Genomic DNA, 20,096 nt, shown 5'->3' on the forward strand with positions numbered 1-20,096 from the left:
CGCCGGCGAGCGGCAACCTGGCGCGCGGCCGCAGCGTGACCGACACCGGCCACGCCGACGTCTACACCGCCGCCAACGCCGTCGACGGCAACGCGAGCACCTACTGGGAGTCGACCAACAACGCCTTCCCGCAGTCCATCACCGTCGACCTCGGCTCCGCACAGACCGTCGGCCGCGTCGTGATCAAACTGCCCCCCGCCACCGCCTGGGCCACCCGCACCGAAACCCTCTCCGTACTCGGCTCCACCAACAACAGCACCTGGACCACCCTCAAACCCTCCGCCGGCTACACCCTCAACCCCGCCACCGGCAACACCGCCACCATCACCCTGACCCCCACCAGCACCCGCTACCTGCGCCTCACCGTCACCGGCAACACCGGCTGGCCCGCAGCCCAACTCTCCGAACTGGAGGCCTACACCTCCTAGGGCCTGTCGTTCGGATCTCCGTGGAGGAAGGAGCGGTGCTCGGTGCGTGCAGCTGCAAGGCGGAGGAAGGAGGCGACGCGGAGCCGTCGTCGACTGACGACAACGCGGCAGATGTGCGTGCCGGGCGCCGCGACGCCGCGGAGATCCACACGACAGGCCCCAGCACCCGGCCCGCCCGGGTCCTGGGCGCCTTCACCGCGCGCCGGGGTGACGATTAAGGTCGATGACCATGGAATACCGTCACCTCGGCCGCAGCGGCCTGATCGTCAGCGAGATCGCCTACGGAAACTGGCTCACCCACGGATCACAGGTGGAGGAGGACGCGGCGACCGCCTGCGTCCGGGCCGCCCTGGACGTCGGCATCACCACCTTCGACACCGCCGACGTCTACGCGCAGACCCGCGCCGAGTCCGTACTGGGCCGGGCGCTCAAGGGTGAGCGCCGCGAGAACCTGGAGATCCTGACCAAGGTCTTCTGGCCCACGGGCCCCGGTCGCAACGACCGGGGCCTGTCGCGCAAGCACATCCTGGAGTCGATCGACAACTCGCTGCGACGGCTCCAGACGGACCACGTCGACGTCTACCAGGCGCACCGCTACGACCGGTTCACGCCCCTGGAGGAGACGATGGAGGCCTTCGCCGACGTCGTGCACTCCGGCAAGGCGCACTACATCGGCGTCTCGGAGTGGACCGCGGACCAGATCCGCCGCGGCCACGCGCTGGCGCGCGAGCTGCGCATCCCGCTGGTGTCCAACCAGCCGCAGTATTCCGCGCTGTGGCGGATCATCGAGGGCGAGGTCGTCCCGACCTCGCAGGAGCTGGGCCTCGGCCAGATCGTCTTCTCGCCGGTCGCCCAGGGCGTGCTCACCGGCAAGTACCTGCCGGGTCAGCAGCCGCCGGCCGGCTCCCGCGCCACCGACGACAAGGGCGGCGCCGGCATGATCAGCCGCTGGATGCGGGACGACCTGCTGGAACGCGTCCAGGAGCTGAAGCCGCTGGCCGACGACGCCGGCCTGTCCCTGGCCCAGCTCGCGGTCGCCTGGGTGCTCCAGAACCCCAACGTCTCCGCCGCGATCGTCGGCGCGTCCCGCCCCGAGCAGGTCGCGGAGAACGCCAAGGCCTCCGGTGTCCGGCTGGACGCCGAGGTGATGGCGAGGATCGAGCGGATCCTGGAGCCGGTCGCGGTGACGGACCCGCTGAAGGTCCACGAGAACGTGCCGACGGCCCGGCCGTAACAGCAGGGCGGCACAAGCGGTACACGCCGGTTGCGGGGGTAGTCTGACTACAGACCTGTAGTCAATCACCGCCGCAGCCGGCGTTCCCGGCCGCGTGCCAGGTGCCGGGAAGGGGACCACCCGCGCGATGACCGTCCGCCTCCGCTGGTCCCGGCTGCTGCCACCCGCCACCTTCGCCGTCGCCTTCGTCCTGCTGGCCTGGCTGGTGCTGGCCCGGCACGGCACGCCGTACGGCTTCGACACCGGGCCGCACCGCTGGTCGGTCGGACACCGCCCGCACGGCGCGGCCACCGCCGCGCGGGCCGTCACGGACGCGGGGACGGGGCCCTGGCCCTACCTGGCCGCCGCACTCGGCGGCTGGCTGGCCGGCGGCGGCAGAACGCGTACCGCCGGGCAGGGGCCGCTGGTGGCGCTGCTCGCCGTGCTGGTGCTGCTGGTCGGCCAGACGCTGCGCACCCTGCTCGTGACGGCACTGCACCGCGCCAGGCCGCCCGCCGCGGACTGGGCAGCCCACGCGTCGGGCTACTCCTTCCCCTCCGGGCACACCGCCTCCAGCGCGATCGCCGCCGGGCTGCTCGCCTGGGGCCTGCTGCGGGCCCTGCCCGGCGCCCGTGGCCGGGCGGCGGCCGCGCTCTGCGGCCTGGCGGCCCTGGCGGTCGGCTGCACCCGCGTCTACCTGGGCGTGCACTGGCCGTCGGACGTGGTCGGCGGCTGGCTGTTCGCCGGGTGCTGGCTCACCGCGCTGCTGCCGCCGCTGACCGCGTACGCCGGGCGTGCGGGACGGGCGGACGGTCAGACCGACACGCCGTGAGCGCGCAGGTAGCGCAGCGGGTCGATGTCGTCGCCGTAGACCGGCCCGGTCCTGATCTCGAAGTGCAGGTGCGGCCCGGTGACATTCCCGGTCGCGCCGGAACGCGCGATCCGCTGGCCCTCGTTGACCTGCTGTCCGACCTTGACCGCTATCTGCGACAGGTGGCCGTACTGGCTGTAGTGGCCGTCCGCGTGCCTGATCACCACCTGGTAGCCGTACGAGCCGCCCCAGCCGGCCGTGACGACCTTGCCCGCGGCCACCGAGTGGACGGCGGTGCCCGTGGGGACCAGGAAGTCCATGCCGGTGTGGTAGCCGCTGGCCCAGTGGCTGCCCGACGCGTGGTACGGCGTGCCGAGCGAGGCGTGCACCGGCAGCGTGAAACCGCCGCGGTGCGGGGCGGCGGCCGGCTTGGTGTGCACCGAGACGGCGGTGGCGGGCTTCTTCCCTGCGGCCTCGTGCGCCGGAGCCTTCGGAGCCGCCTTGGGCGCGGGCTTCCTGGCGGTCTTCTGCACGGTCTTCGCGGGCGCCGTCAGCGGTGCGGTCCGCGGTGCGGTCAGCGCGAGGCGCTGGCCGGGCAGGATCAGGTCGGGGTCGCTGCCGACGACCCCGCGGTTGTCGGCGTAGAGCTTCGGCCAGCCGCCGCCGACGTGCTGGTCGGCGGCGATCCCGGACAGCGTGTCGCCGGGGACGACCGTGTAGCGGTCGTGCGCGGCCGTCTTCGCCGGGGTCTTCGCGGCGGCCTTGGCCGGGGCCTTCGCGTGCGCTTTCACCGGGGTCTTGGCCACGTGGGCGGTGTGCGCCGGCACGGGGCGGATCTTCGCCGCGGGCACGTGCACCTTGTGCGACGCGTCGGCCGCCTGCCGGGTGAGCCCGGCCCGCACCGAGCAGACCGGCCAGGCGCCCGGGCCCTGGCTGCGCAGCACCTTCTCGGCCACCGCGATCTGCTGGTTCTTCGTCGCCAGGTCGGCACGCGCCGCGTAGGAGCCGCCGCCGAAGGACTTCCAGGTGGAGGCGGTGAACTGCAGGCCGCCGTAGTAGCCGTTGCCGGTGTTGACGTGCCAGTTGCCCGACGACTCGCAGTTGGCGACCTTGTCCCACACCCCCGCCGACTCCGCGTGCGCGCTGCTCAGCCCGATCAGCGGGAGCGCGAGGCCCGCCCCGCCGGCGGTGACGGTCAGCGAGGCCTGGGAGACCCTGCTGGGGCGGTAACGGCGGTGGCGTCCGCGTAAGGGCATGAGACGAGTCCTCTCCCGGGACCGGCCGGCGCCGCGCTCCGCGACCCGGGCTTGCCGAACGCCCGAATTGCCGGGCCGCGCACAGAGTAGGCCCGCCCCGGGCGTGCCACAAGAGCGCACGGCGCGCGTACGCCCCCGCTACGCCGACCTGCGCAGGCGGGGAATCACCGGCGCGGGCGGGTGTTGGAAGAAGGGTGAGTTCCGTACTGCGCGACACGCCGTTCTCGATCCTCGACCGGTCGAGGATCAGGGAAGGCGAGGACGGCCCGCGCGCCCTGCGCGAGACGGTGGCCCTCGCACGGGAGGCCGAAGCCCTCGGCTTCCACCGCTTCTGGGTCTCCGAGCACCACAGCGTGCCCGGCGTCGCCGGCTCGGCCCCCACGGTGCTGGCCGCCGCGGTCGCCGCGGCCACCTCGCGGATCCGGGTGGGCACCGGCGGGGTGATGCTGCCCAACCACCAGCCGCTGGTGGTCGCCGAGCAGTTCGGCGTACTGGAATCGCTCTTCCCCGGCCGGATCGACATGGGCCTCGGCCGCTCGGTCGGTTTCACCGACGGGGTACGGCGGGCGCTGGGCCGCGGCAAGGACGCGGCCGAGGCGTTCGGCGAGCAGGTGGCGGAAGTGCTCGGCTGGTTCACCGGCGAGCAGACCGCCCACCGCGGGGTGCACGCCCTCCCGGCGGAGGGCCTGCGGCCCGCGCCCTTCCTGCTGGCCACCGGCAGCGGCGCGGACCTCGCGGCGGCGCTCGGGCTGCCGCTGGTCATCGCGGCGGTGCGCGGCGAGGACGCGATGCTGCGGGCGGTCGAGCGCTACCGTGCCGCCTTCCGCCCCTCGCCCTGGGCCGCCGCCCCCTACGTCGTCCTCTCCGGCACGGTCGCCGTCGCCCCCACGGCCGGGGCGGCCCACCGCCTGCTGCTGCCCGAGGCCTGGTCGACGGCCTACTCCCGCACGCACGGCGTCTTCCCCCCGCTCGTGGCCGCCGAGACGGTCGAGTCCACGGCGATGACCGACCGCGAACGGTCCGCCTTCTCGGCGGCCCTGGCCGCCGGGCACCTGGCCGGCACACCCTCCGAGGTCGCACCGGCCCTGGAGTCCCTGCTGCTGCGGAGCGGGGCGGCGGAATTCCTGGTGACCACCAGCACGTACGACCGCCGTCGGCTTCTCGAGTCCTACCGCCTGCTGTCCGCCCTCCTCTCCTGACCAACGGTCCCCCTTCGGCAGGAGGTGCCCCCCAGGGGCGGGGGCCGGCCGTCGACAAGCTGTACGCCGCCACCGTCCCGAAGGGGCTGTTCGGTCCGATCCGGACCACCGGCCAGTGACCGGTTGCGCGCGCCGTTCCCCGCGCCCCCGGGGGCACCCCCCGCGCAAGACGGCGCCCCACAGGGGCGCGGGGAACGGCGCGACCAACCGTCGACAAGCTGCACGCCGCCACCATCCCGAAGGGGCTGTTCGGTCCGTGCCGGACCACCGGCCAGTGACCGGTTGCGCGCGCCGTTCCCCGCGCCCCCGGGGGCACCCCCTTGCCGAAGGGAAACCGCATGCCCACCGCGCCCAGCGGAAGCGCACCCCCGTGCGCAAGGGGAAGCGCCCCCGGAGGGGGTGGGCTGGTCGGAGCAGTGGTTCACTCGGGGGTGGGAGTGCGGCCCCGGATGGGCCTCGTCACCGCGCCCGGAGGGCACCGGCGTTCATACGGTGAGCGTATGAGCAACCGCCGTGCAGCCACCCGTGTCCGCCGCCGCGTCGCCGCCGTCTTCGGCGTCGGGTGCTGTCTGGCCGTGCTCGCGGTGCCGGCCCACGCGGCCGGGGACTCGCAGGTCGGCGGGGCGCAGCTCGGCGAACCCGGCGTGCAGGTGCAGCGCGACGAGGGCGCGCCGAGGCTGCCGTCCGGCATCAGCGCCCTGTCGTGGACGGTGTCGGACGCCAGGACCGGCCAGGTCCTCGCCGCGAAGGACGCGCACCGCCGACTGCCGCCCGCGTCCACCCTCAAGACGCTCTTCGCGGTGACCGTGCTCCCCCGCTTCCCCGCCGGCGAGACCCGCAAGGTCACCGACGAGGACCTGGCCGGCATCGGCGCCGGCAGCAGCCTGGTCGGGGTGCAGGCCGGGCAGACGTACACCGTCGCCGACCTGTGGCGCGGTGTCTTCCTCGCCTCGGGCAACGACGCCGTGCACGTCCTGGCGCACATGAACGGCTCCGTGCCGCTGACGGTCGCCCAGATGCAGGCCAAGGCGCGGATGCTGGGCGCGGACGACACCCATGTCGTCTCCCCGGACGGCTACGACAACCCCGGCCAGGTCTCCTCCGCCTACGACCTGGCGCTGTTCGCCCGCGCGGGCCTGGCGAACCGCGACTTCACCGCCTACGCCTCGACGGCGAGCGCGGAATTCCCCGGCGGCTTCGACACGCACGGCGGGTACGTGAAGTCGTACGGCATCCAGAACACCAACCGGCTGCTGACCGGCGCGGGCGGCGTCCACCCGTACCCGGGGCTGATCGGGGTGAAGAACGGCTACACCACCAACGCCGGCAACACGCTGATCGCCGCCGCGACCCGGCAGGGCAGGACGCTCATCGTCACCGTGATGAACCCGCAGTCGGGCCTGCCGCAGGCCGTCTACACCGAGGCGGGCAAGCTCCTGGACTGGGGATTCGCCGCCGCGGGGCACACCACCTCCGTGGGCACCCTGAACGCCGCACCGACCGCCTACCACCTCAAGGGCATCCCAGCGCAGGCCCCGGCACCGGCGAAGCAGCAGCACGAGCCGGCGGAGCAGAAGCCGGCGCCGGCGCCGGCCGCGCATTCCTCGAACGCGTCGGCCCGCGCCTGGTACGTCGGCGGCGGGCTCGCCGTGGTGGCGGCCGCGTCCGTCGTGCTGCTGCGGCGCAAGACCGGCGGCGGCCGGAACCGCTGAGCGGCACGGGGGACGTGCTACAGTACCTACAGCATCTGTCTGCGCCCTCTTTTCAGCGGCGCCGGTGCTCGTTCAGAAATCCCACCGCCCGACGGCAGTCGCCTCCGGCTCGGTGATCCTCTTCACTCTTGCGCAAGCTCAAGCGCAGCGCATGCGCACCGGTTCGCGCCCAGCGCCGTGGTCTTCCGCCACGGCCCGGGCCACCGGGCGATGTCCGCGGTCCGCGGAGCGTGATCTGTCCGCTCCCGCCGCACACTCCTCCTCCGTCCGCGAAAGGACGACCTCTCATGACCGACACTCTCGAACGGCCGGACGTACGGCCGCAGACATCCGCCCTGGTGGCGGGTGTCCTCGACATCCACGGCGCCGGCGGCCAGGGCCGCCTGCGCACCTCCGGGTGGCACCCGTCGCCCGGCGACGTCCAGGTCTCCGCCGCGCAGATCCGCAAGGCGGGGCTGCGCAAGGGCGACCTGGTGGAGGGCACGACCCTACGGCCGGGCGCCCTCGGCGACGTCCTGCTGGTCAACGGCGCGCCCGCCCAGCACGGCAGGCGGCACTTCGCCGACCTGACGCCGCTCCACCCCCGCGAGCGGCTGCGGCTGGAGAGCGGGCTGCTCAAGGGCTCGGGCGCGCTGTCCGGGCGGCTGATGGACCTGGTCACGCCGATCGGCAAGGGCCAGCGCGGGCTGATCGTGGCCCCGCCGAAGGCGGGCAAGACCGTCCTGCTGCAGAGCATCGCGGCGGCGATCGCCGCCAACCACCCGGAGTGCCACCTGATGGTGGTGCTGCTGGACGAACGCCCCGAGGAGGTCACCGACATGCGGCGCAGCGTGCGCGGCGAGGTGCTCTCCTCGACCTTCGACCGGCCCGCGAAGGAGCACATCGCGCTGGCGGAGCTGGCGGTGGAGCGGGCCAAGCGGCTGGTGGAGCAGGGGCAGGACGTGGTGATCCTGCTGGACTCGCTGACCCGGCTGTGCCGGGCGCACAACACGGCGGGCGCGAGCAGCGGCCGTACGCTCTCCGGCGGTGTGGACGCCGCCGCGCTGGCCGGGCCGAAGCGGCTGTTCGGCGCGGCGCGGCTGGCCGAGGAGGGCGGTTCGCTGACCATTCTGGCGACCGCGCTGGTCGACACCGGGTCGCGCGCCGACAACTTCTACTACGAGGAGTTGAAGGGCACCGGCAACATGGAGCTGCACCTGGACCGCTCACTGGCCGAGCGGCGGGTCTTCCCGGCCGTCGACGTGACGGCGTCCGGCACCCGGCGCGAGGAACTGCTGCTGACGGCGGCGGAGTTGCCGGTGATGCGCGGGCTGCGCCAGGTGCTGCACGGCCGGGACGCGCAGTCCGGCCTCGACGTACTGCTGGACAAGCTGCGCAAGTCGCCGGACAACGCGGCCTTCCTGCGCCAGGTGCAGGGCACCCTCCCCGCCCACGGCTGACGCGCACTCGCCGGTCGAAATCCGGTGGCCCGCGGCGGCTCGGCCGCGTGATGATCGGGCCCATGGACGCGCACGTGGGGGATGACGGCGGTACGGCGATGGCGCGGGCCTTCCTGCGTGACGGCTTCGTCAAGATCGAGGGGGCATTTCCCAGGGCGACCGCACGGGAGTGCGAGGCGCTGCTGTGGAAGGAGACCGGGTGCGACCCGGACGACCCGGCGACGTGGACCGAGCCGGTGCACTGGGTCGGCGGCATGGCGCAGCCGCCCTTCGTCGCCGCGGCCAACACCCCGGCCCTGCATGCCGCGTTCGACGTGCTGGTGGGGCCGGGACGCTGGGCGCCGCGGCCGTCGCTGGGCTCCTTCCCCCTGCGCTTCCCGCACGAGGTGGAGCCGGACGACGCCGGCTGGCACATCGACGGCGGCTATCTGCCCGACGGTGAGACCTGGTATTTCGCCAACGTGCGGTCCCGGGAAAGGGCGTTGCTGATGCTGTTCCTGTTCACCGACGTCTCCGAGGTCGACGCGCCGACCAGGATCCGCGCCGGCTCGCACCTGGACATGCCCGTGCTGCTGGCCCCGTACGGTGACGCCGGCGTGTCGATCCTGGAGATCGCGCCCGCCATGGTCGACGCCACGCGCCATCGCCCGGAGGTACTCGCCACCGGGCAGGCCGGCGACGTCTTCTTGTGCCACCCCTTCCTGGTGCACGCGGCGCAGCCCCACCACGGCACCGCGCCCCGCTTCCTGGCGCAGCCGCCGCTCTACCCGGCGGTGCCGCTGGAGTTGGAGCGGGCCGACGGCGCCTACTCGCCGGTGGAGTCCTCGATCCGGCAGGGGCTCGGCGCGAACGGCGGCCGCCAGGAGATCGGTTAGCGTGCTGGGCATGCTGCACGGACGGGACGGGGAAGCGGCGGCGCTGCGCGTGCTGCTCGATGGCGCGCGGGCCGGCCGAAGCGGGGTGCTGGTGCTGCGCGGTGAGGCCGGGATCGGCAAGACCGCGCTGCTCGACGATCTGGTGGCCGCGGCCGGCGGCATGACGGTGGTACGCGGCTCGGGGGTCGAGTTCGAGGCGGAACTGCCCTTCGCCGCCTTGCAGTTGCTGCTGCGTCCTGCGATGGGGGCGCTGGACGCGCTGCCCGGGCCGCAACGGCGGGCGCTGCGGGCGGCGTTCGGACTGGCGACGGAGGGCGCGGGCGAGCCGATGTTCGTCGGGCTCGCGGTGCTGTCGCTGCTGTCGGAGTACGCCGGGGTCGGGCCGCTGCTGTGCGTCGTGGACGACGCCCAGTGGCTGGACCGGGCGTCCACCGACGCGTTGCTCTTCGCGGCCCGCCGGCTGGACTCGGAGGGCGTCGCGCTGGTCTTCGCCGCGCGGGACGGCGAGGGGGCCTTCACCGCGCCGGGACTTCCGGTGCTGCGGCCGGCGGCGCTGGACGAGGCGGCGGCCGCCGCGCTGCTCGCCGACCGGGCGGGGCCGCTCGCCGAGCCGGTCCGCCGCCGGGTCCTGGCCGAGGCGCGGGGCAATCCGCTGGCTCTGCTGGAACTGCCGGTCGGGCTGCGCGACTCCGACGCCGGGGCGCCGCACACGCTGCCGCTGACCAGCCGGCTGCAACTGGCCTTCCACGGCCGGGTCAGCCACCTGCCGCAAGCCACCCAGACGCTGCTGCTGGTGGCCGCCGCGGACCACACCGGCGAGCTGGCCACGATCCTGCGGGCGGCGGCCGACCTCGGCGCGGGCGTCGCGGACCTGCCGCCCGCGCAGGACACCGGGCTGGTGACGGTGGACGGCACCGCGCTGCGGTTCCGCCACCCGCTGGTGCGGGCCGCGATCCACCAGCGGGCCGCGCTGCCCGACCGCCTCGCCGCCCACCGGGCGCTGGCCCGGGCCGCCGACCCGGAGCGCGAGGCGGACCACCGGGCCTGGCACCTGGCCGCCGCCGCGACCGGCCCCGACGAGGACGTGGCGACCGCCCTGGAACAGACCGCGGTCCGCGCCGGCGAGCGCAGCGGCCACACCGCGGCGGCGGCCGCGTACGACCGCGCCGCCCGCCTGAGCACCGACCCCGGCGCCCGCCTGCGCCGCCTCCTGCTGGCCGCCGAGGCCGCCTCCGAGGCCGGCGAGATCCCCCGCGCCCGCGCCTTCGCGGAGCAGGCCGCCCGCGCGGCGGCCGCCGGCCCCGCCGGCGCACCGCCCGCAGGGGGCGGGCGCGGGGCCCTCGGGCCGCACGCACCGGACACGCCCGGCGGCGGGGACGCCACCGGACCCGGTCGCACGGCGGCCGGCGCCGGACCGCACCGGCCGCCCGCGCCGGGCGCCGGGCCCCCCGTCGATCCCGCCGCGCGGGCGACGGCGCGGGCCCTCCATGTGCGCGGGCTCGCGGACTTCTGGGAGGGGGACTTCCCCGGCGCGCACCGGCTGCTCATCGAAGGCGCCGGGCTCGTCGCGGGAAGCGATCCGGCGCGGGCGGCGCGGATGCTGGTGCAGGCCACGCACACCGCCTGGTATCTCGGGGCGGACGAGGTCGCGGACACCGTCGACCGGCTGGCGGCGCTGCCGCTGCCCGCGGACGCGCCGATCCTGCCGGTGGCGGCGTTCCTGACCGGGGCGCTGGGCCGGGCGGCGGCAGGGCGGGTCCCGCCGGCCGTCGGCGCGGCCGCGGAGGCGGCGCGGTCGGCACGCGGCGGGCGGGTGGACCCGCGAGACCTGGTCATGCTCTGCGGGGTGGGCCTGACCCTCGGGCAGGACGCGCAGTCGCACGAGCTGACCACGGCGCTGGCCGCGGAGAGCCGGGAGAGCGGCGGGGTGGGGCGGCTCACCACGATCATGTTCTTCCGCGCGGAGGCGGAGATCTTCGACGGCCGCTACGACGACGCGGCGGAGACGGCCGCCGAAGCGCTGCGGATCGCCGCGGACACCGGGCAGCGCCAGTGGGTGAGCCAGTTGAGCAGCGCCCTGGCGCACATCGCCGCGGTGCGCGGTGACGAGGAGGAGTGCCGCCGCCTGGTGGACGCGGCGCTCGCGGGCGGCTCGGGGACGGCGATGGCGCCGGGCGCACCGTGGGCGTACTGGTCGCAGGGCCTGCTCGACCTGGGGCTCGGCCGCGCGCAGGCGGCGCTCGACCGGCTCGCGCTGCTCGGCGAGGAGTCGGTGCGGCACCACATCTGCGCGACCCGCAGCGTCCCCGACCTGGTGGAGGCCGCGGTACGGCTCGGGGTGCCGGGGCGGGCCGACGCGGCCCTCGCCCGGTTCGAGGCGTGGGCGGCGCGGTCGGGGCAGGACTGGGCGGCGGCGCTGGTGGCCCGCTGCCGGGCGCTGCGGGCGCCGGACGCGGACGCGGAGGCGTACTTCCGGCAGGCGCTGGACGCCCACGACCCGCACCGGCGGGCCATGGAGTCGGCCCGCACCGACCTGCTGTACGGCGAGTGGCTGCGCAGGGCGCGGCGCAAGAACGAGGCGCGGGTGCGGCTGCGGGCCGCGCTGGACGCCTTCGAGCGGCTCGGCGCGCACCCGTGGGCGGACCGGGCGCGGGGCGAGTTGGGCGCGGCGGGCGGCGCGCTGCCCGAGGCGGGCCGGGAGAGCGGCCCGGTGGAGGCGGAGGCGGGGCTCACCCCGCAGGAGTCGCAGATCGTCCGGCTGGCCGCGGAGGGCCTGTCGAACAAGGACATCGCGGCCCGGCTGTTCCTGAGCCCGCGGACGGTCGGCTACCACCTCTACAAGGCGTATCCGAAGCTCGGCGTGGTCTCCCGCGGCGAACTGGCCGGGATCTTCGGGTAGCCCGGGAAAAGACGGTGCCCGCCCGGCGGTGAAGGCCGGGCGGGCACGTCGGGTTCGGCGGCCTCGGGCCGTCGTGTGCGGTCAGACGGTGACGCCGTGCGCGGCGAGGTAGGCGACCGGGTCGATGTCCGAGCCGTAGTCCGGGGTGGTGCGGACCTCGAAGTGCAGGTGCGGGCCGGTGACGTTGCCGGTGGCGCCCGATATGCCGATCTCCTGGCCGGCGGTGACGGTCTGGCCGACCGAGACGACCGGGTTGGTCAGGTGGCCGTACAGGGTGTACTTGCCGTCGGCGTGCTTGATGACCACGTCGTTGCCGTAGGAGCCGTCCGCGCCGGCGTGGACGACGGTGCCCGCGGCGACCGAGTGGACCGGGGTGCCGCTCCAGACCAGGAAGTCGACGCCGGTGTGGTAGCCGGAGGACCAGTTGGAGCCCTGGGCGTGGTAAGGGGTGCCGATGGCGGCGTCGCCGACCGGCTTGGTGTAGCCGGAGGAGCTGACGGCCTTCGTGACGGCCGCGGCGGGGGTGGCCTGCTTGACGGCCGCCGCGGGGGCGGCCTGCTTCGCCGGGGCCGGGGCGGCCTTCTTGGCGGGGGCGGGGGCGGCCTTGACCACGGCGGTGTTCAGCGTGAGGTGCATGCCGGGGCGGATCAGGCTCGGGTTGCCGCCGATGACCTTCTTGTTGGCCTTGTAGAGCGACTTCCAGCCGCCCTTGACGTGGTGGGCGGTGGCGATCTTCGCCAGCGTGTCGCCGCGGACCACGGTGTACTGCGCCTTGGCGGAGACGGCGGTGGGCGCCTTGGCCGGCTCGGCGGCCGACGCGTGGGCGACGGAGACCAGCGGCAGCGCGAGGGCGGCGCCTCCGGTGCCCGCGGCGATGCACACCTTGGTGAGGCGGCTGAGCGAGCGGGGCTTGCGGTGCTGTCCCTTTGCGGGCATGGGGGAATTCCTCTCCTACGCCTGCGAGGTGAGCTGTCGGGTTCGGGCAGGAGATGCCCGGCCGCGGTCCGCCGCCGCCGCGCTGTGCGATGCGCGGGCGGCGGGCACGGCTTCACCCCGAGCCGTCCGGTGTTCCCGGACGGCGGCTTACCTGGGTCCCCCGCTCCTGCCCTGAATGCTCGACTGTTCCCGTGACCGGGCGGCGGCAGGATTCGGCGTCCCGCCCGGCGGCTGCCGCGGACGTGCTGCCCGCGGTACGGCGAAGCTAGACGACGCCGGGAGCGGCGGGCAACCAAACGCGGCATGCCGCACCATTTCGCCCGTACCGGCGGTTACTCCTCGCCATCCGGGGGCGCCGGTACGTGTGCGCACCGGTCACCGGGAGCGCGACCCTCGTGCACAAAGGGTGAGAAACGGGCCGGGTCGGAAACAGCGGGTGTCGCGGGGAAGGCGGACCGTGTTCCCCCGGTGACACCCGTCACGCAGGGGCCCGACCGTGACGTACGCCACCGCGAAATGCCCGATTTGCACCGGGGTTTCACTTACCTTCACATTTACGAATGGTGCCCCGTCAGTAGCTTCCTGGCGCTCCGCCGATCCGCGCGTCGAGCACCCGGCTGAGCCGGTAGCCCACCGGCCGGAAACCGACCGCGGGCCAGTGCCCCGCCGCGAGCGGGGAGGCGGAGTGCCAGCGGGCCGAGATGTAGCGGTGGCCGTTGTCGTACGCCCACGCCAGCGCGGTCGCCAGCAGCACCCGGCTGACACCCTCGCCGCGCGCGGAGGGCTCCACGTACGCCTCGGCCAGTTCGACGCACGACTCCGGCGTCACCGGGTCCGGGGTGGCGGGCACGACCAGCACCATGGCGATCTCCTCGCCCCTGCGGGACGCGATCCAGGCGCCGCAGCGCGGGTCGACGAGCGCGTCGGCATAGTGCAGCCGCAGCGCGGCGAGCGCGCCCTCCGGCTGCGGCTGGAACATCGCGGACTCGCGCTGCCGCCGGGAGGACTCCGCGGCCATCCTGCCCACCTGCGGCAGGTCGCCGGGACCCGCCCTGCGGATGCCGAGGCCCTCGACGCCGCGCGGCTGGCGGCCCCTGGCCTTGACCGCCATCAGCCCGTGCACCAGCTCGCGCCCGAAGCCGAGGTCGGCCCACGGGGCGGTGGCGATCTCGCCGGCCGGCACGTGCACGTAGTGGACCAGGCGGCGGTCGGCGACCAGCCGCTCCGCGACCTTGGCGTAGAGCGAGCGCAGCACCTCGGTCTCGCGGCCGCCGGGCAGCGCGTGGCCGCCGTAGGGCACCAGGGCCGAGCGCGGGTGGGTGCGCAGCGAGGCGGGGTCGTCGGGAGCGAGGGTGACCGGATGGGCGGCGAGGTAGCCGATCAGGTTGCCGTCGCCGTCGAGGGCGCGGCAGGCCTCAAGGCCGGGGACGGCGTGCAGCCTGCCCACCAGCTCGTCGCCGCGCACGGGTCCGTCGGCAAGCCAGGATCGCTGGGAGGGGGGACGCCGGGCGCGCGAGAACCAGCGGTCGTAGCGCTGCACGGCCAGGGGTATGTGCTCGGCGGTCAGCGGCGCGGTGGCGACAGTCATGGTGTTCGAGGACGCTAGCGGGGCGCGCAGCCCCACGGCAAGGCGGTACGGCGCGCCGTGAGCCGCGGCCGCGTCAGCCGGTCCACGCCGGGTGCCGCGGATCGTCGGCGCGGACCAGGACGTCGGCGCTCTCCTCCGGCAGCGCCTCGCGGGCGTACCGCTGGTAAGCGGGCAGCGTCCACAGCTCGGCCGGCTCCGTACGCCGCCGCAGCGCGCCCTCCGACAGCCGCAGATGGACCGTCAGGTCCAGCGGCAGGCCCTGCCCGAGCAGCAGCGGGCCGTCGAGCACCAGGACGCCGCCGGGCGCCAGCGCCACGTAGTCCGCCCGGGTGGAGCGGTCGGTGCCGGGGTCGCGCAGCGACGGCAGGGCGCGCCCGCTGCCGCCGGGCCCGAGCGGGTCGAGCACCTCGCGGCGCAGTGCCCCGGTGTCCAGCCACAGCTGGTAATACGCGTCCACGTCCTCGTGGCCGTATTCGAGGCGCTGCGAGGCGGGCCGCCAGAAGTCCTGCGCCCGCACCCTCAGCACCGGGTGGCCGAGCGCGGGCAGTGCGGCGGCCAGCGCGTCCGCGAGCTCCACCGTGCCGGCGGCGGGCGCGCCGTCCACCGCGACACGCCACCACGGCCCCGCGGGCGGCGGCACCGCGGCGATCCGCTCGGCGAGGGCCTCCGCGAGCCGCGGCCAGGTGATCGGGGTGAGCTGCACGGGGCCATCCTGCCGGAGCGGGCCGCCCGCGCGGCGGGCGGGCGGGGGCCCTTGCCCGTGTCGCCCGATCGGGCGACACGGGCAAGGGCCCCCGCCGGACTCCTGGGCCGCTCGCACTCCCGGGGAGCCCACTCACCTGGGGGAAATCCTCTACAAATCACCCATTTGCCACCGCGCACGAATCATGACTTCTTGTGACCCTGGAAGAACTCATGGTGACCGTCCCCATCACCCAGGAGAAAGCCCATGATCCTGTCGATCTCCGGCGTCGTTCTGCTCGGCGTCATCGTCTTCCTGTTCTTCCGCAAAGACGGGCTGAAGGTGTCCCACGGCATCGTCAGCGCCCTCTTCGGCTTCTACCTCGCCAGCACCGCCATCGCCCCGAGCATCACGGCGGGCGGCGCGAGCCTGGCCGGCCTGCTGGGCGGGATCAGGATCTAGGGCCTGTCGTCTGGATCTCCGTGGAGGAAGGAGCGGTGCTCGGTGCGTGCAGCTGCAAGGCGGAGGAAGGAGGCGACGCGGAGCCGTCGTCGACTGACGACAACGCGGCAGATGTGCGTGCCGGGCGCCGCGACGCCGCGGAGATCCGAACGACAGACCCTAGCCGGCCGTCCCGCGGACGGCACGGCGCATGCCACGCGCAGGCCCGGGAGCGGTCGCCCCGCTCCCGGGTCCGCTTTCGGTCCCCACCCCACCGCCGTCCCGCCCCTCCCCCGCTGCACCGCCGCGCGTCCCCCGCGGTTCCCCGCACCCGAACCACCCCATGGAGCAACCGTGGCCAGGCGTCCCCTCCCCAGCATCCTGAGCAGCCGACCGACGCTCGTCCGCGGTCGCGACCTGGCGCGCAGCGCCGCCGACGGCGCCTCCGACGTCCTCCACCCGGTCATCACCATCGCCCGCGGCATGCGGCGGCAGGCGGCCTGGACCGGCGGGTGGTGGGGCCGCACCCCCAAGGACCGGCGCGGTCCCGCGCTGCTGCTGGCCGCCGCGGGGGCGGTGGTCCTGGTGATGATGCCGTACGGGCCGCTGCTGGCCGTCGTCGCGGTGATCGCGTCCGCGGCCTGGATGGGCCGGGACCGCGGCGCGGGCGCGGCAGCCGGCCCCGGCGAGGCGGAGGCCGGGCGGCTCCAGTCGCTGTACGAGGCACTGGTGCCGTACCTGTCCGACCCCGCCGACCCGGCGCCGCTCTACACCTACGACGGCAGCTGGGCGAAGGCGTTCACCTCCTTCGACTTCGAGGGCGGCCGGCTGGTGCGGCTGCACCTGCGCTACCCGGCGTACTTCACCGACGGCGAGGCCGAGTCGCGCGCCCGGGTCGAGCAGCTGCTGCACGCCAAGGCCGGGCGGGGCAGGGAATACCGCTTCGACTGGAACGAGGAGGAGAACCACCTCACCCTCACCGCGCTGCCGCCGCTGCCCACCGACATCGTCGCCCAGCGCTTCGTCACCGCGCCCGGCGAGACGGTGCTCGGCTTCACCGACGCCGAGGCCGTACCGCGGACCGTGCCGGTCGCCGGGGGCGGCGAGGAGACCCGCGACGCGCCGCCGGTGGTGTGGCGCACCGGGTCGCGCTCCACCGAACCGCACCTGCTGGCGCTCGGCCAGCCCGGCACCGGGACGACCAGCCTGCTGCGGTCCATCGCGCTGCAGTCGCTGGTGCACGGCGACGTCGTCATCGTGGACGGCAGCGGCACGGGGGAATACGCGTGCCTGACCGGGCGCCCCGGAGTGCTCGCCGTCGAGGACGGGCTGCTCGGCGCGTCCGCCACGCTGGAATGGGCCGCGCACGAGACCGAACGCCGGCTCATCGCGGTCAACCGCGCCCGGCAGGAGGGCCGCCCGGTGGACGAGGACGCGCGCCGCCCGCTGTGGATCCTGGTCGACCGCCCGACCGCCCTGAGCCAGCTCGCCCTCGCGGAGGGGCGACCCGACCCGCAGCTGCTCCTCGACGTGCCGCTGCGGCACGGGCGCGCGGCGAGCGTCGCCGTGGCCGTCGCCGACCAGCTCGACGCGACGGAGGCGCTTGCGCCGGTGGTGATCGCCCACACCCGGGCGCGGGTCGTGCTCGGCCGGCTCGCCCCCGAGCACGTCGAGGCGGTCCTGGGCGCCGCCCAGCGCACCACCCCGGCCGCGGAGGTGCCCCCGGGCCGGGGGTACGCCCGGCTCGGCACCGGCCCCGTCCTGCGCCTCCAGGTGCCGTCCACCCCCGACCCCTACGACGACGAGGCCCCCGCCCCCCACCGCGAAGCCGTCCTCACTCTCCTCCCCGGCAGCCTCCCACCAGCGGCGGAGCCCGACCCGGCTCCCCTCCCTGCCCCGGAGCCGTCCTCCCTCCGCAAGGACGCCGTCATCCGGACAGTGGCCGACCTGACCTGACCCGCCACCCGCGCGCGGGTCGCCACCGCCCGAAACGGGCTGCCCGGTCCGATCGGGACCACCGACCGGTGGCCGGCTGAGCGCGCAGTTCCCCGCGCCCCTGACAGGCACCCCCTGCCAAAGGTGACCCACCCACCGCCACCACCCCAGGGGCGCGGGGAACTGCGCGACCAGCCGTCGACCGGCTGCACGTCGCCACCGCCCGAAAGGGGCTGCCCGGTCCGATCCGGACCACCGCCGCTGACCGGCTGAGCGCGCAGTTCCCCGCGCCCCGGGGAGGCTCCCTGTCAAGGGGAACCGGGGTGGGGGCTAAGCCACGAAGAGGCCCGTGGATTCGGCATCCGGCGCGGCGCCGGAACGCACGAGATCAGCCGCGGCGGCGAGCCGATTGGCTGATTCCACCGCCATCGTGCCGCTGACCGTGAAGGGGATGCGGACGTAGGACTCGAAGGCGCCGTCGACGCCGAAGCGGGGGCCGGAGGGGACGCGGACGCCGAGGCGTTCGCCGGCCACGGCGACCCGTGAGCCGGACACGTCACCCGTGCGCACCCACATCGTCATGCCGCCGCGCGGCACCGTGAAGTCCCAGTCGGGCGTGTGCTCGCGCAGCGCCGCCGCGAGGTCGTCGCGGCATTCGCGGGCCCGCTGCCGGCGGGTGGCGAGCGCCTGGTCCCAGCCGCCGCCGCGCAGCAGCCAGGCGACGGCGAGCTGGTCGACGACCGGCGAGCCGAGGTCGAGGTAGGCGCGGGCGGAGACCAGCCGGCGTACGACGTCGGGCGTGGACCTGACCCAGCCGATCCGCAGCCCGGCCCAGACGGCCTTGCTGGCGGAGCCGACCGTCATCACGGTCCCGCCGCGGTCGAACGCGGCCATCGGACGTACCCCAGGATCATCACCGTCCAGGGTGAGTTCGGCCATCGTCTCGTCGGCCACGACGACCGTGCCCGCGGCCCTCGCGGCCTCGACCAGCTCGCGCCGCTGCTCGTCGCCGATGAGCGTGCCGGTGGGGTTGTGGTAGTCCGGCATGACGTACGCCATCCGTGGCGCCGCGTCCCGCAGGACCCGGCGCCACGCGTCCATGTCCCAGCCGCCCAGGCCTTCGCGCAGCGCGACCGGCACCAGCCGTGCGCCGGTCTCGCGGAAGAGTTCGAGGACGTTGGCGTAGCTGGGCGATTCGACGGCGACGCGTTCGCCGAAGCCGGCCACCCGCCGGGCCGCCGCCCCTATCGCCCCCATCGCGCCGGTGGTGACCATGATCTGCTCGGGCATGGTGGGCACGCCGCGGGCGGTGTAGCGGTCGGCGATGGCCTCGCGCAGCACCGGCAGGCCGGCGGGGAAGTCGCCGTGGGTGGCGGCGTAGGCGGGCAGTTCGGCGAGTGCGCCCTGCATGGCCCGGGTCAGCCACGGTTCGGGCGCGGGCAGCGCGGCGCAGCCGAGGTCGATGACCGATCCTGCGGCGTCCGGCGGCAGCGGTTCGAGGCTGCGCGAGGGCAGGACGTGGCCCTCGGGGATCGCCGTCCAGCTGCCGGCGCCGCGCCGGGACCGCGCGAAGCCCTCGGCCCGCAGCGCCTCGTACGCCGCCGCGACGGTGGTCCTGCTCACCCCGAGCGCGAGCGCCAGCTCCCTTTCCGCGGGCAGCCGGGCCGCGACCTGGACGCGGCCTTCGAGTACCAGCAGCCGTACGCCGTCGGCCAGTCCGCGGTAGGCGGGGAGTTTGCGGCCGCCTCCGCCGGAAGCCGGGCCCGGTTCCAGCAGCCGGGCCAGATGCGCCGCACTGACCGACGCAGTCCACTGCGACATGAATTCAGTCCACCTTCCACGGATTGGCCCTGGATCACTACCCCTTACAGGCCACACAGTGGCATGCGCACCCGCATGACCGCCAGGGGGGTTCCCGTTGTCACCGTTTCGCCCGTTTCCGTCCCGTCCGATTTCCCGGCCACCCCGGCCGACGTCCGAGCCGACTTCCCGGCAGGTCTTCCGTTCACGCGGCCCCTTGCCGGTGGACCGCCTCGTCAAGCTCTACGCCGGCCTCGTCCTCTACGGAGTGACCGACGCCCTGATGATCCGCGCCGACCTCGGCCTGGACCCGTGGGACGTCTTCCACCAGGGCCTGTCCCGGCACACCGGGATCAGCATCGGCACCGTCTCCATTCTCGTCGGTGCGGCGGTGCTGCTGCTGTGGTGGCCGATGCGGCAGCGTCCGGGCCTGGGCACGGTGTCCAACGTCGTCCTGGTGGGCGCCTCGATCGACGTGACCTGCGCGGTGGTCCCGCACGTGGAGGCGCTCGGCGCCCGGGTACCGCTGCTGCTGTGCGGGGTGCTCTTCAACGGGGTCGCGACCGGTCTGTACATCGCTGCCCGCTTCGGGCCGGGGCCGCGGGACGGGCTGATGACGGGCCTGCACCGCAGGACGGGGCGCTCCTTGCGGCTGATCCGCACCGGCGTCGAACTGACCGTGCTCGCCGCGGGCTTCCTGCTCGGCGGCGGCGTCGGCGTCGGCACCGTGCTCTACGCGCTGGCGATCGGCCCGCTCGCGCAGTTCTTCCTGCGGGTTTTCGGTGGCTCCTCGGGGGGTAGCCACACCCGCGCCGGGACATCGGCGGCGCCAGTGCCGCGGGAACGCGCGGTGGCGGACACGATTTAGCCTCCGGCGGTGCG

At 75.0% G+C, this 20,096-nt stretch carries 16 protein-coding genes and 1 riboswitch; of the genes, 11 read left to right on the forward strand and 5 right to left on the reverse strand.

Features of this window, described 5'->3' with window-relative positions:
• The 3 genes from BUE44_RS31150 to BUE44_RS31165 all read left to right on the forward strand — a co-directional run.
• A partial coding sequence (locus tag BUE44_RS31150; RefSeq protein WP_143172624.1) for a discoidin domain-containing protein occupies positions 1-428 on the forward strand: 428 nt, incomplete at its 5' end.
• 229 nt (positions 429-657) lie between these two features.
• On the forward strand, positions 658-1,662 hold the full coding sequence (locus BUE44_RS31160) for an aldo/keto reductase family protein (protein ID WP_073502427.1): 1,005 nt from the start codon (positions 658-660) through the stop codon (positions 1,660-1,662).
• Positions 1,663-1,789: 127 nt separating this feature from the next.
• Positions 1,790-2,473 (forward strand): phosphatase PAP2 family protein, encoded by a 684-nt coding sequence (locus BUE44_RS31165; protein WP_079190244.1) that lies wholly within the window; start codon positions 1,790-1,792, stop codon positions 2,471-2,473.
• On the opposite strand, the gene BUE44_RS31170 is transcribed toward BUE44_RS31165, so the two are convergent.
• Entirely contained in the window at positions 2,455-3,708 is a 1,254-nt protein-coding gene (locus BUE44_RS31170) for a transglycosylase family protein (RefSeq protein ID WP_073502377.1), read from the reverse strand. The two genes, BUE44_RS31165 and BUE44_RS31170, sit on opposite strands and share 19 nt — an antisense overlap.
• Positions 3,709-3,902: 194 nt before the next feature.
• Between BUE44_RS31170 and BUE44_RS31175 the strand changes: the two genes are divergently transcribed.
• From BUE44_RS31175 to BUE44_RS39425, 5 genes are all read left to right on the forward strand, one after another.
• Positions 3,903-4,907 carry an MsnO8 family LLM class oxidoreductase gene (locus BUE44_RS31175; RefSeq protein ID WP_073502378.1) on the forward strand — a complete coding sequence of 335 codons (1,005 nt, stop codon included), beginning with the start codon at positions 3,903-3,905 and terminating at the stop codon, positions 4,905-4,907.
• A 500-nt stretch (positions 4,908-5,407) separates the two neighbouring features.
• Positions 5,408-6,619 carry a D-alanyl-D-alanine carboxypeptidase family protein gene (locus BUE44_RS31180; RefSeq protein WP_107415899.1) on the forward strand — a complete coding sequence of 404 codons (1,212 nt, stop codon included), beginning with the start codon at positions 5,408-5,410 and terminating at the stop codon, positions 6,617-6,619.
• A 287-nt stretch (positions 6,620-6,906) separates the two neighbouring features.
• Positions 6,907-8,058: a transcription termination factor Rho gene (rho, locus tag BUE44_RS31185; protein WP_073502379.1), complete on the forward strand. Its 1,152-nt coding sequence runs from the start codon at positions 6,907-6,909 to the stop codon at positions 8,056-8,058.
• A gap of 62 nt (positions 8,059-8,120) precedes the next feature.
• A complete protein-coding gene (locus BUE44_RS31190; protein ID WP_073502380.1) occupies positions 8,121-8,933 on the forward strand; it encodes a phytanoyl-CoA dioxygenase family protein in 813 nt (270 codons plus the stop codon).
• Between the two features lie 10 nt (positions 8,934-8,943).
• The gene (locus tag BUE44_RS39425) at positions 8,944-11,832 is read left to right on the forward strand and encodes a helix-turn-helix transcriptional regulator (RefSeq protein ID WP_073502429.1); all 2,889 of its coding nucleotides are present in this window, start codon (positions 8,944-8,946) and stop codon (positions 11,830-11,832) included.
• 81 nt (positions 11,833-11,913) lie between these two features.
• Here the strand turns inward: BUE44_RS39425 and BUE44_RS31200 are convergent, their stop codons facing one another.
• The 3 genes from BUE44_RS31200 to BUE44_RS31210 all read right to left on the reverse strand — a co-directional run bounded on the left by BUE44_RS31200 (position 11,914) and on the right by BUE44_RS31210 (position 15,059).
• Positions 11,914-12,768: a M23 family metallopeptidase gene (locus tag BUE44_RS31200; protein WP_073502381.1), complete on the reverse strand. Its 855-nt coding sequence runs from the start codon at positions 12,766-12,768 to the stop codon at positions 11,914-11,916.
• Between the two features lie 5 nt (positions 12,769-12,773).
• Positions 12,774-12,963, reverse strand: a riboswitch (cyclic di-AMP (ydaO/yuaA leader).
• 376 nt (positions 12,964-13,339) lie between these two features.
• The gene (locus tag BUE44_RS31205) at positions 13,340-14,356 is read right to left on the reverse strand and encodes a GNAT family N-acetyltransferase (RefSeq protein ID WP_073502382.1); all 1,017 of its coding nucleotides are present in this window, start codon (positions 14,354-14,356) and stop codon (positions 13,340-13,342) included.
• Between the two features lie 73 nt (positions 14,357-14,429).
• Positions 14,430-15,059, reverse strand: a complete 630-nt coding sequence (locus BUE44_RS31210) for a nucleoside/nucleotide kinase family protein (protein WP_073502383.1) — start codon at positions 15,057-15,059, stop codon at positions 14,430-14,432.
• Between the two features lie 246 nt (positions 15,060-15,305).
• Here BUE44_RS31210 and BUE44_RS31215 point away from each other — a divergent pair, with 246 nt between their 5' ends.
• Both BUE44_RS31215 and BUE44_RS31220 read left to right on the forward strand, forming a co-directional pair.
• On the forward strand, positions 15,306-15,500 hold the full coding sequence (locus BUE44_RS31215; RefSeq protein ID WP_073502384.1) for a hypothetical protein: 195 nt from the start codon (positions 15,306-15,308) through the stop codon (positions 15,498-15,500).
• Positions 15,501-15,833: 333 nt separating this feature from the next.
• Complete coding sequence (locus BUE44_RS31220) at positions 15,834-17,435, forward strand: hypothetical protein (protein WP_073502385.1); 1,602 nt, start codon at positions 15,834-15,836, stop codon at positions 17,433-17,435.
• A gap of 309 nt (positions 17,436-17,744) precedes the next feature.
• Here the strand turns inward: BUE44_RS31220 and yczR are convergent, their stop codons facing one another.
• Positions 17,745-19,235: a MocR-like transcription factor YczR gene (yczR, locus tag BUE44_RS31225; RefSeq protein ID WP_073502386.1), complete on the reverse strand. Its 1,491-nt coding sequence runs from the start codon at positions 19,233-19,235 to the stop codon at positions 17,745-17,747.
• A gap of 196 nt (positions 19,236-19,431) precedes the next feature.
• Between yczR and yczE the strand changes: the two genes are divergently transcribed.
• On the forward strand, positions 19,432-20,082 hold the full coding sequence (yczE, locus tag BUE44_RS31230; RefSeq protein WP_456049217.1) for a membrane protein YczE: 651 nt from the start codon (positions 19,432-19,434) through the stop codon (positions 20,080-20,082).
• The last annotated feature ends 14 nt before the right edge of the window (positions 20,083-20,096 follow it).

The organism is Actinacidiphila paucisporea (assembly GCF_900142575.1).
Lineage (GTDB): Bacteria > Actinomycetota > Actinomycetes > Streptomycetales > Streptomycetaceae > Actinacidiphila > Actinacidiphila paucisporea.

Coding starts and splice junctions, on each gene's coding strand:
- BUE44_RS31160 (WP_073502427.1), top strand. CDS start 658: ATGGAATACCGTCACCTCGGCCGCAGCGGCCTGATCGTCAGCGAGATC.
- BUE44_RS31165 (WP_079190244.1), top strand. CDS start 1,790: ATGACCGTCCGCCTCCGCTGGTCCCGGCTGCTGCCACCCGCCACCTTC.
- BUE44_RS31170 (WP_073502377.1), bottom strand. CDS start 3,708: ATGCCCTTACGCGGACGCCACCGCCGTTACCGCCCCAGCAGGGTCTCC.
- BUE44_RS31180 (WP_107415899.1), top strand. CDS start 5,408: ATGAGCAACCGCCGTGCAGCCACCCGTGTCCGCCGCCGCGTCGCCGCC.
- rho (WP_073502379.1), top strand. CDS start 6,907: ATGACCGACACTCTCGAACGGCCGGACGTACGGCCGCAGACATCCGCC.
- BUE44_RS31190 (WP_073502380.1), top strand. CDS start 8,121: ATGGACGCGCACGTGGGGGATGACGGCGGTACGGCGATGGCGCGGGCC.
- BUE44_RS39425 (WP_073502429.1), top strand. CDS start 8,944: ATGCTGCACGGACGGGACGGGGAAGCGGCGGCGCTGCGCGTGCTGCTC.
- BUE44_RS31200 (WP_073502381.1), bottom strand. CDS start 12,768: ATGCCCGCAAAGGGACAGCACCGCAAGCCCCGCTCGCTCAGCCGCCTC.
- BUE44_RS31205 (WP_073502382.1), bottom strand. CDS start 14,356: ATGACTGTCGCCACCGCGCCGCTGACCGCCGAGCACATACCCCTGGCC.
- BUE44_RS31215 (WP_073502384.1), top strand. CDS start 15,306: ATGATCCTGTCGATCTCCGGCGTCGTTCTGCTCGGCGTCATCGTCTTC.
- yczR (WP_073502386.1), bottom strand. CDS start 19,235: ATGTCGCAGTGGACTGCGTCGGTCAGTGCGGCGCATCTGGCCCGGCTG.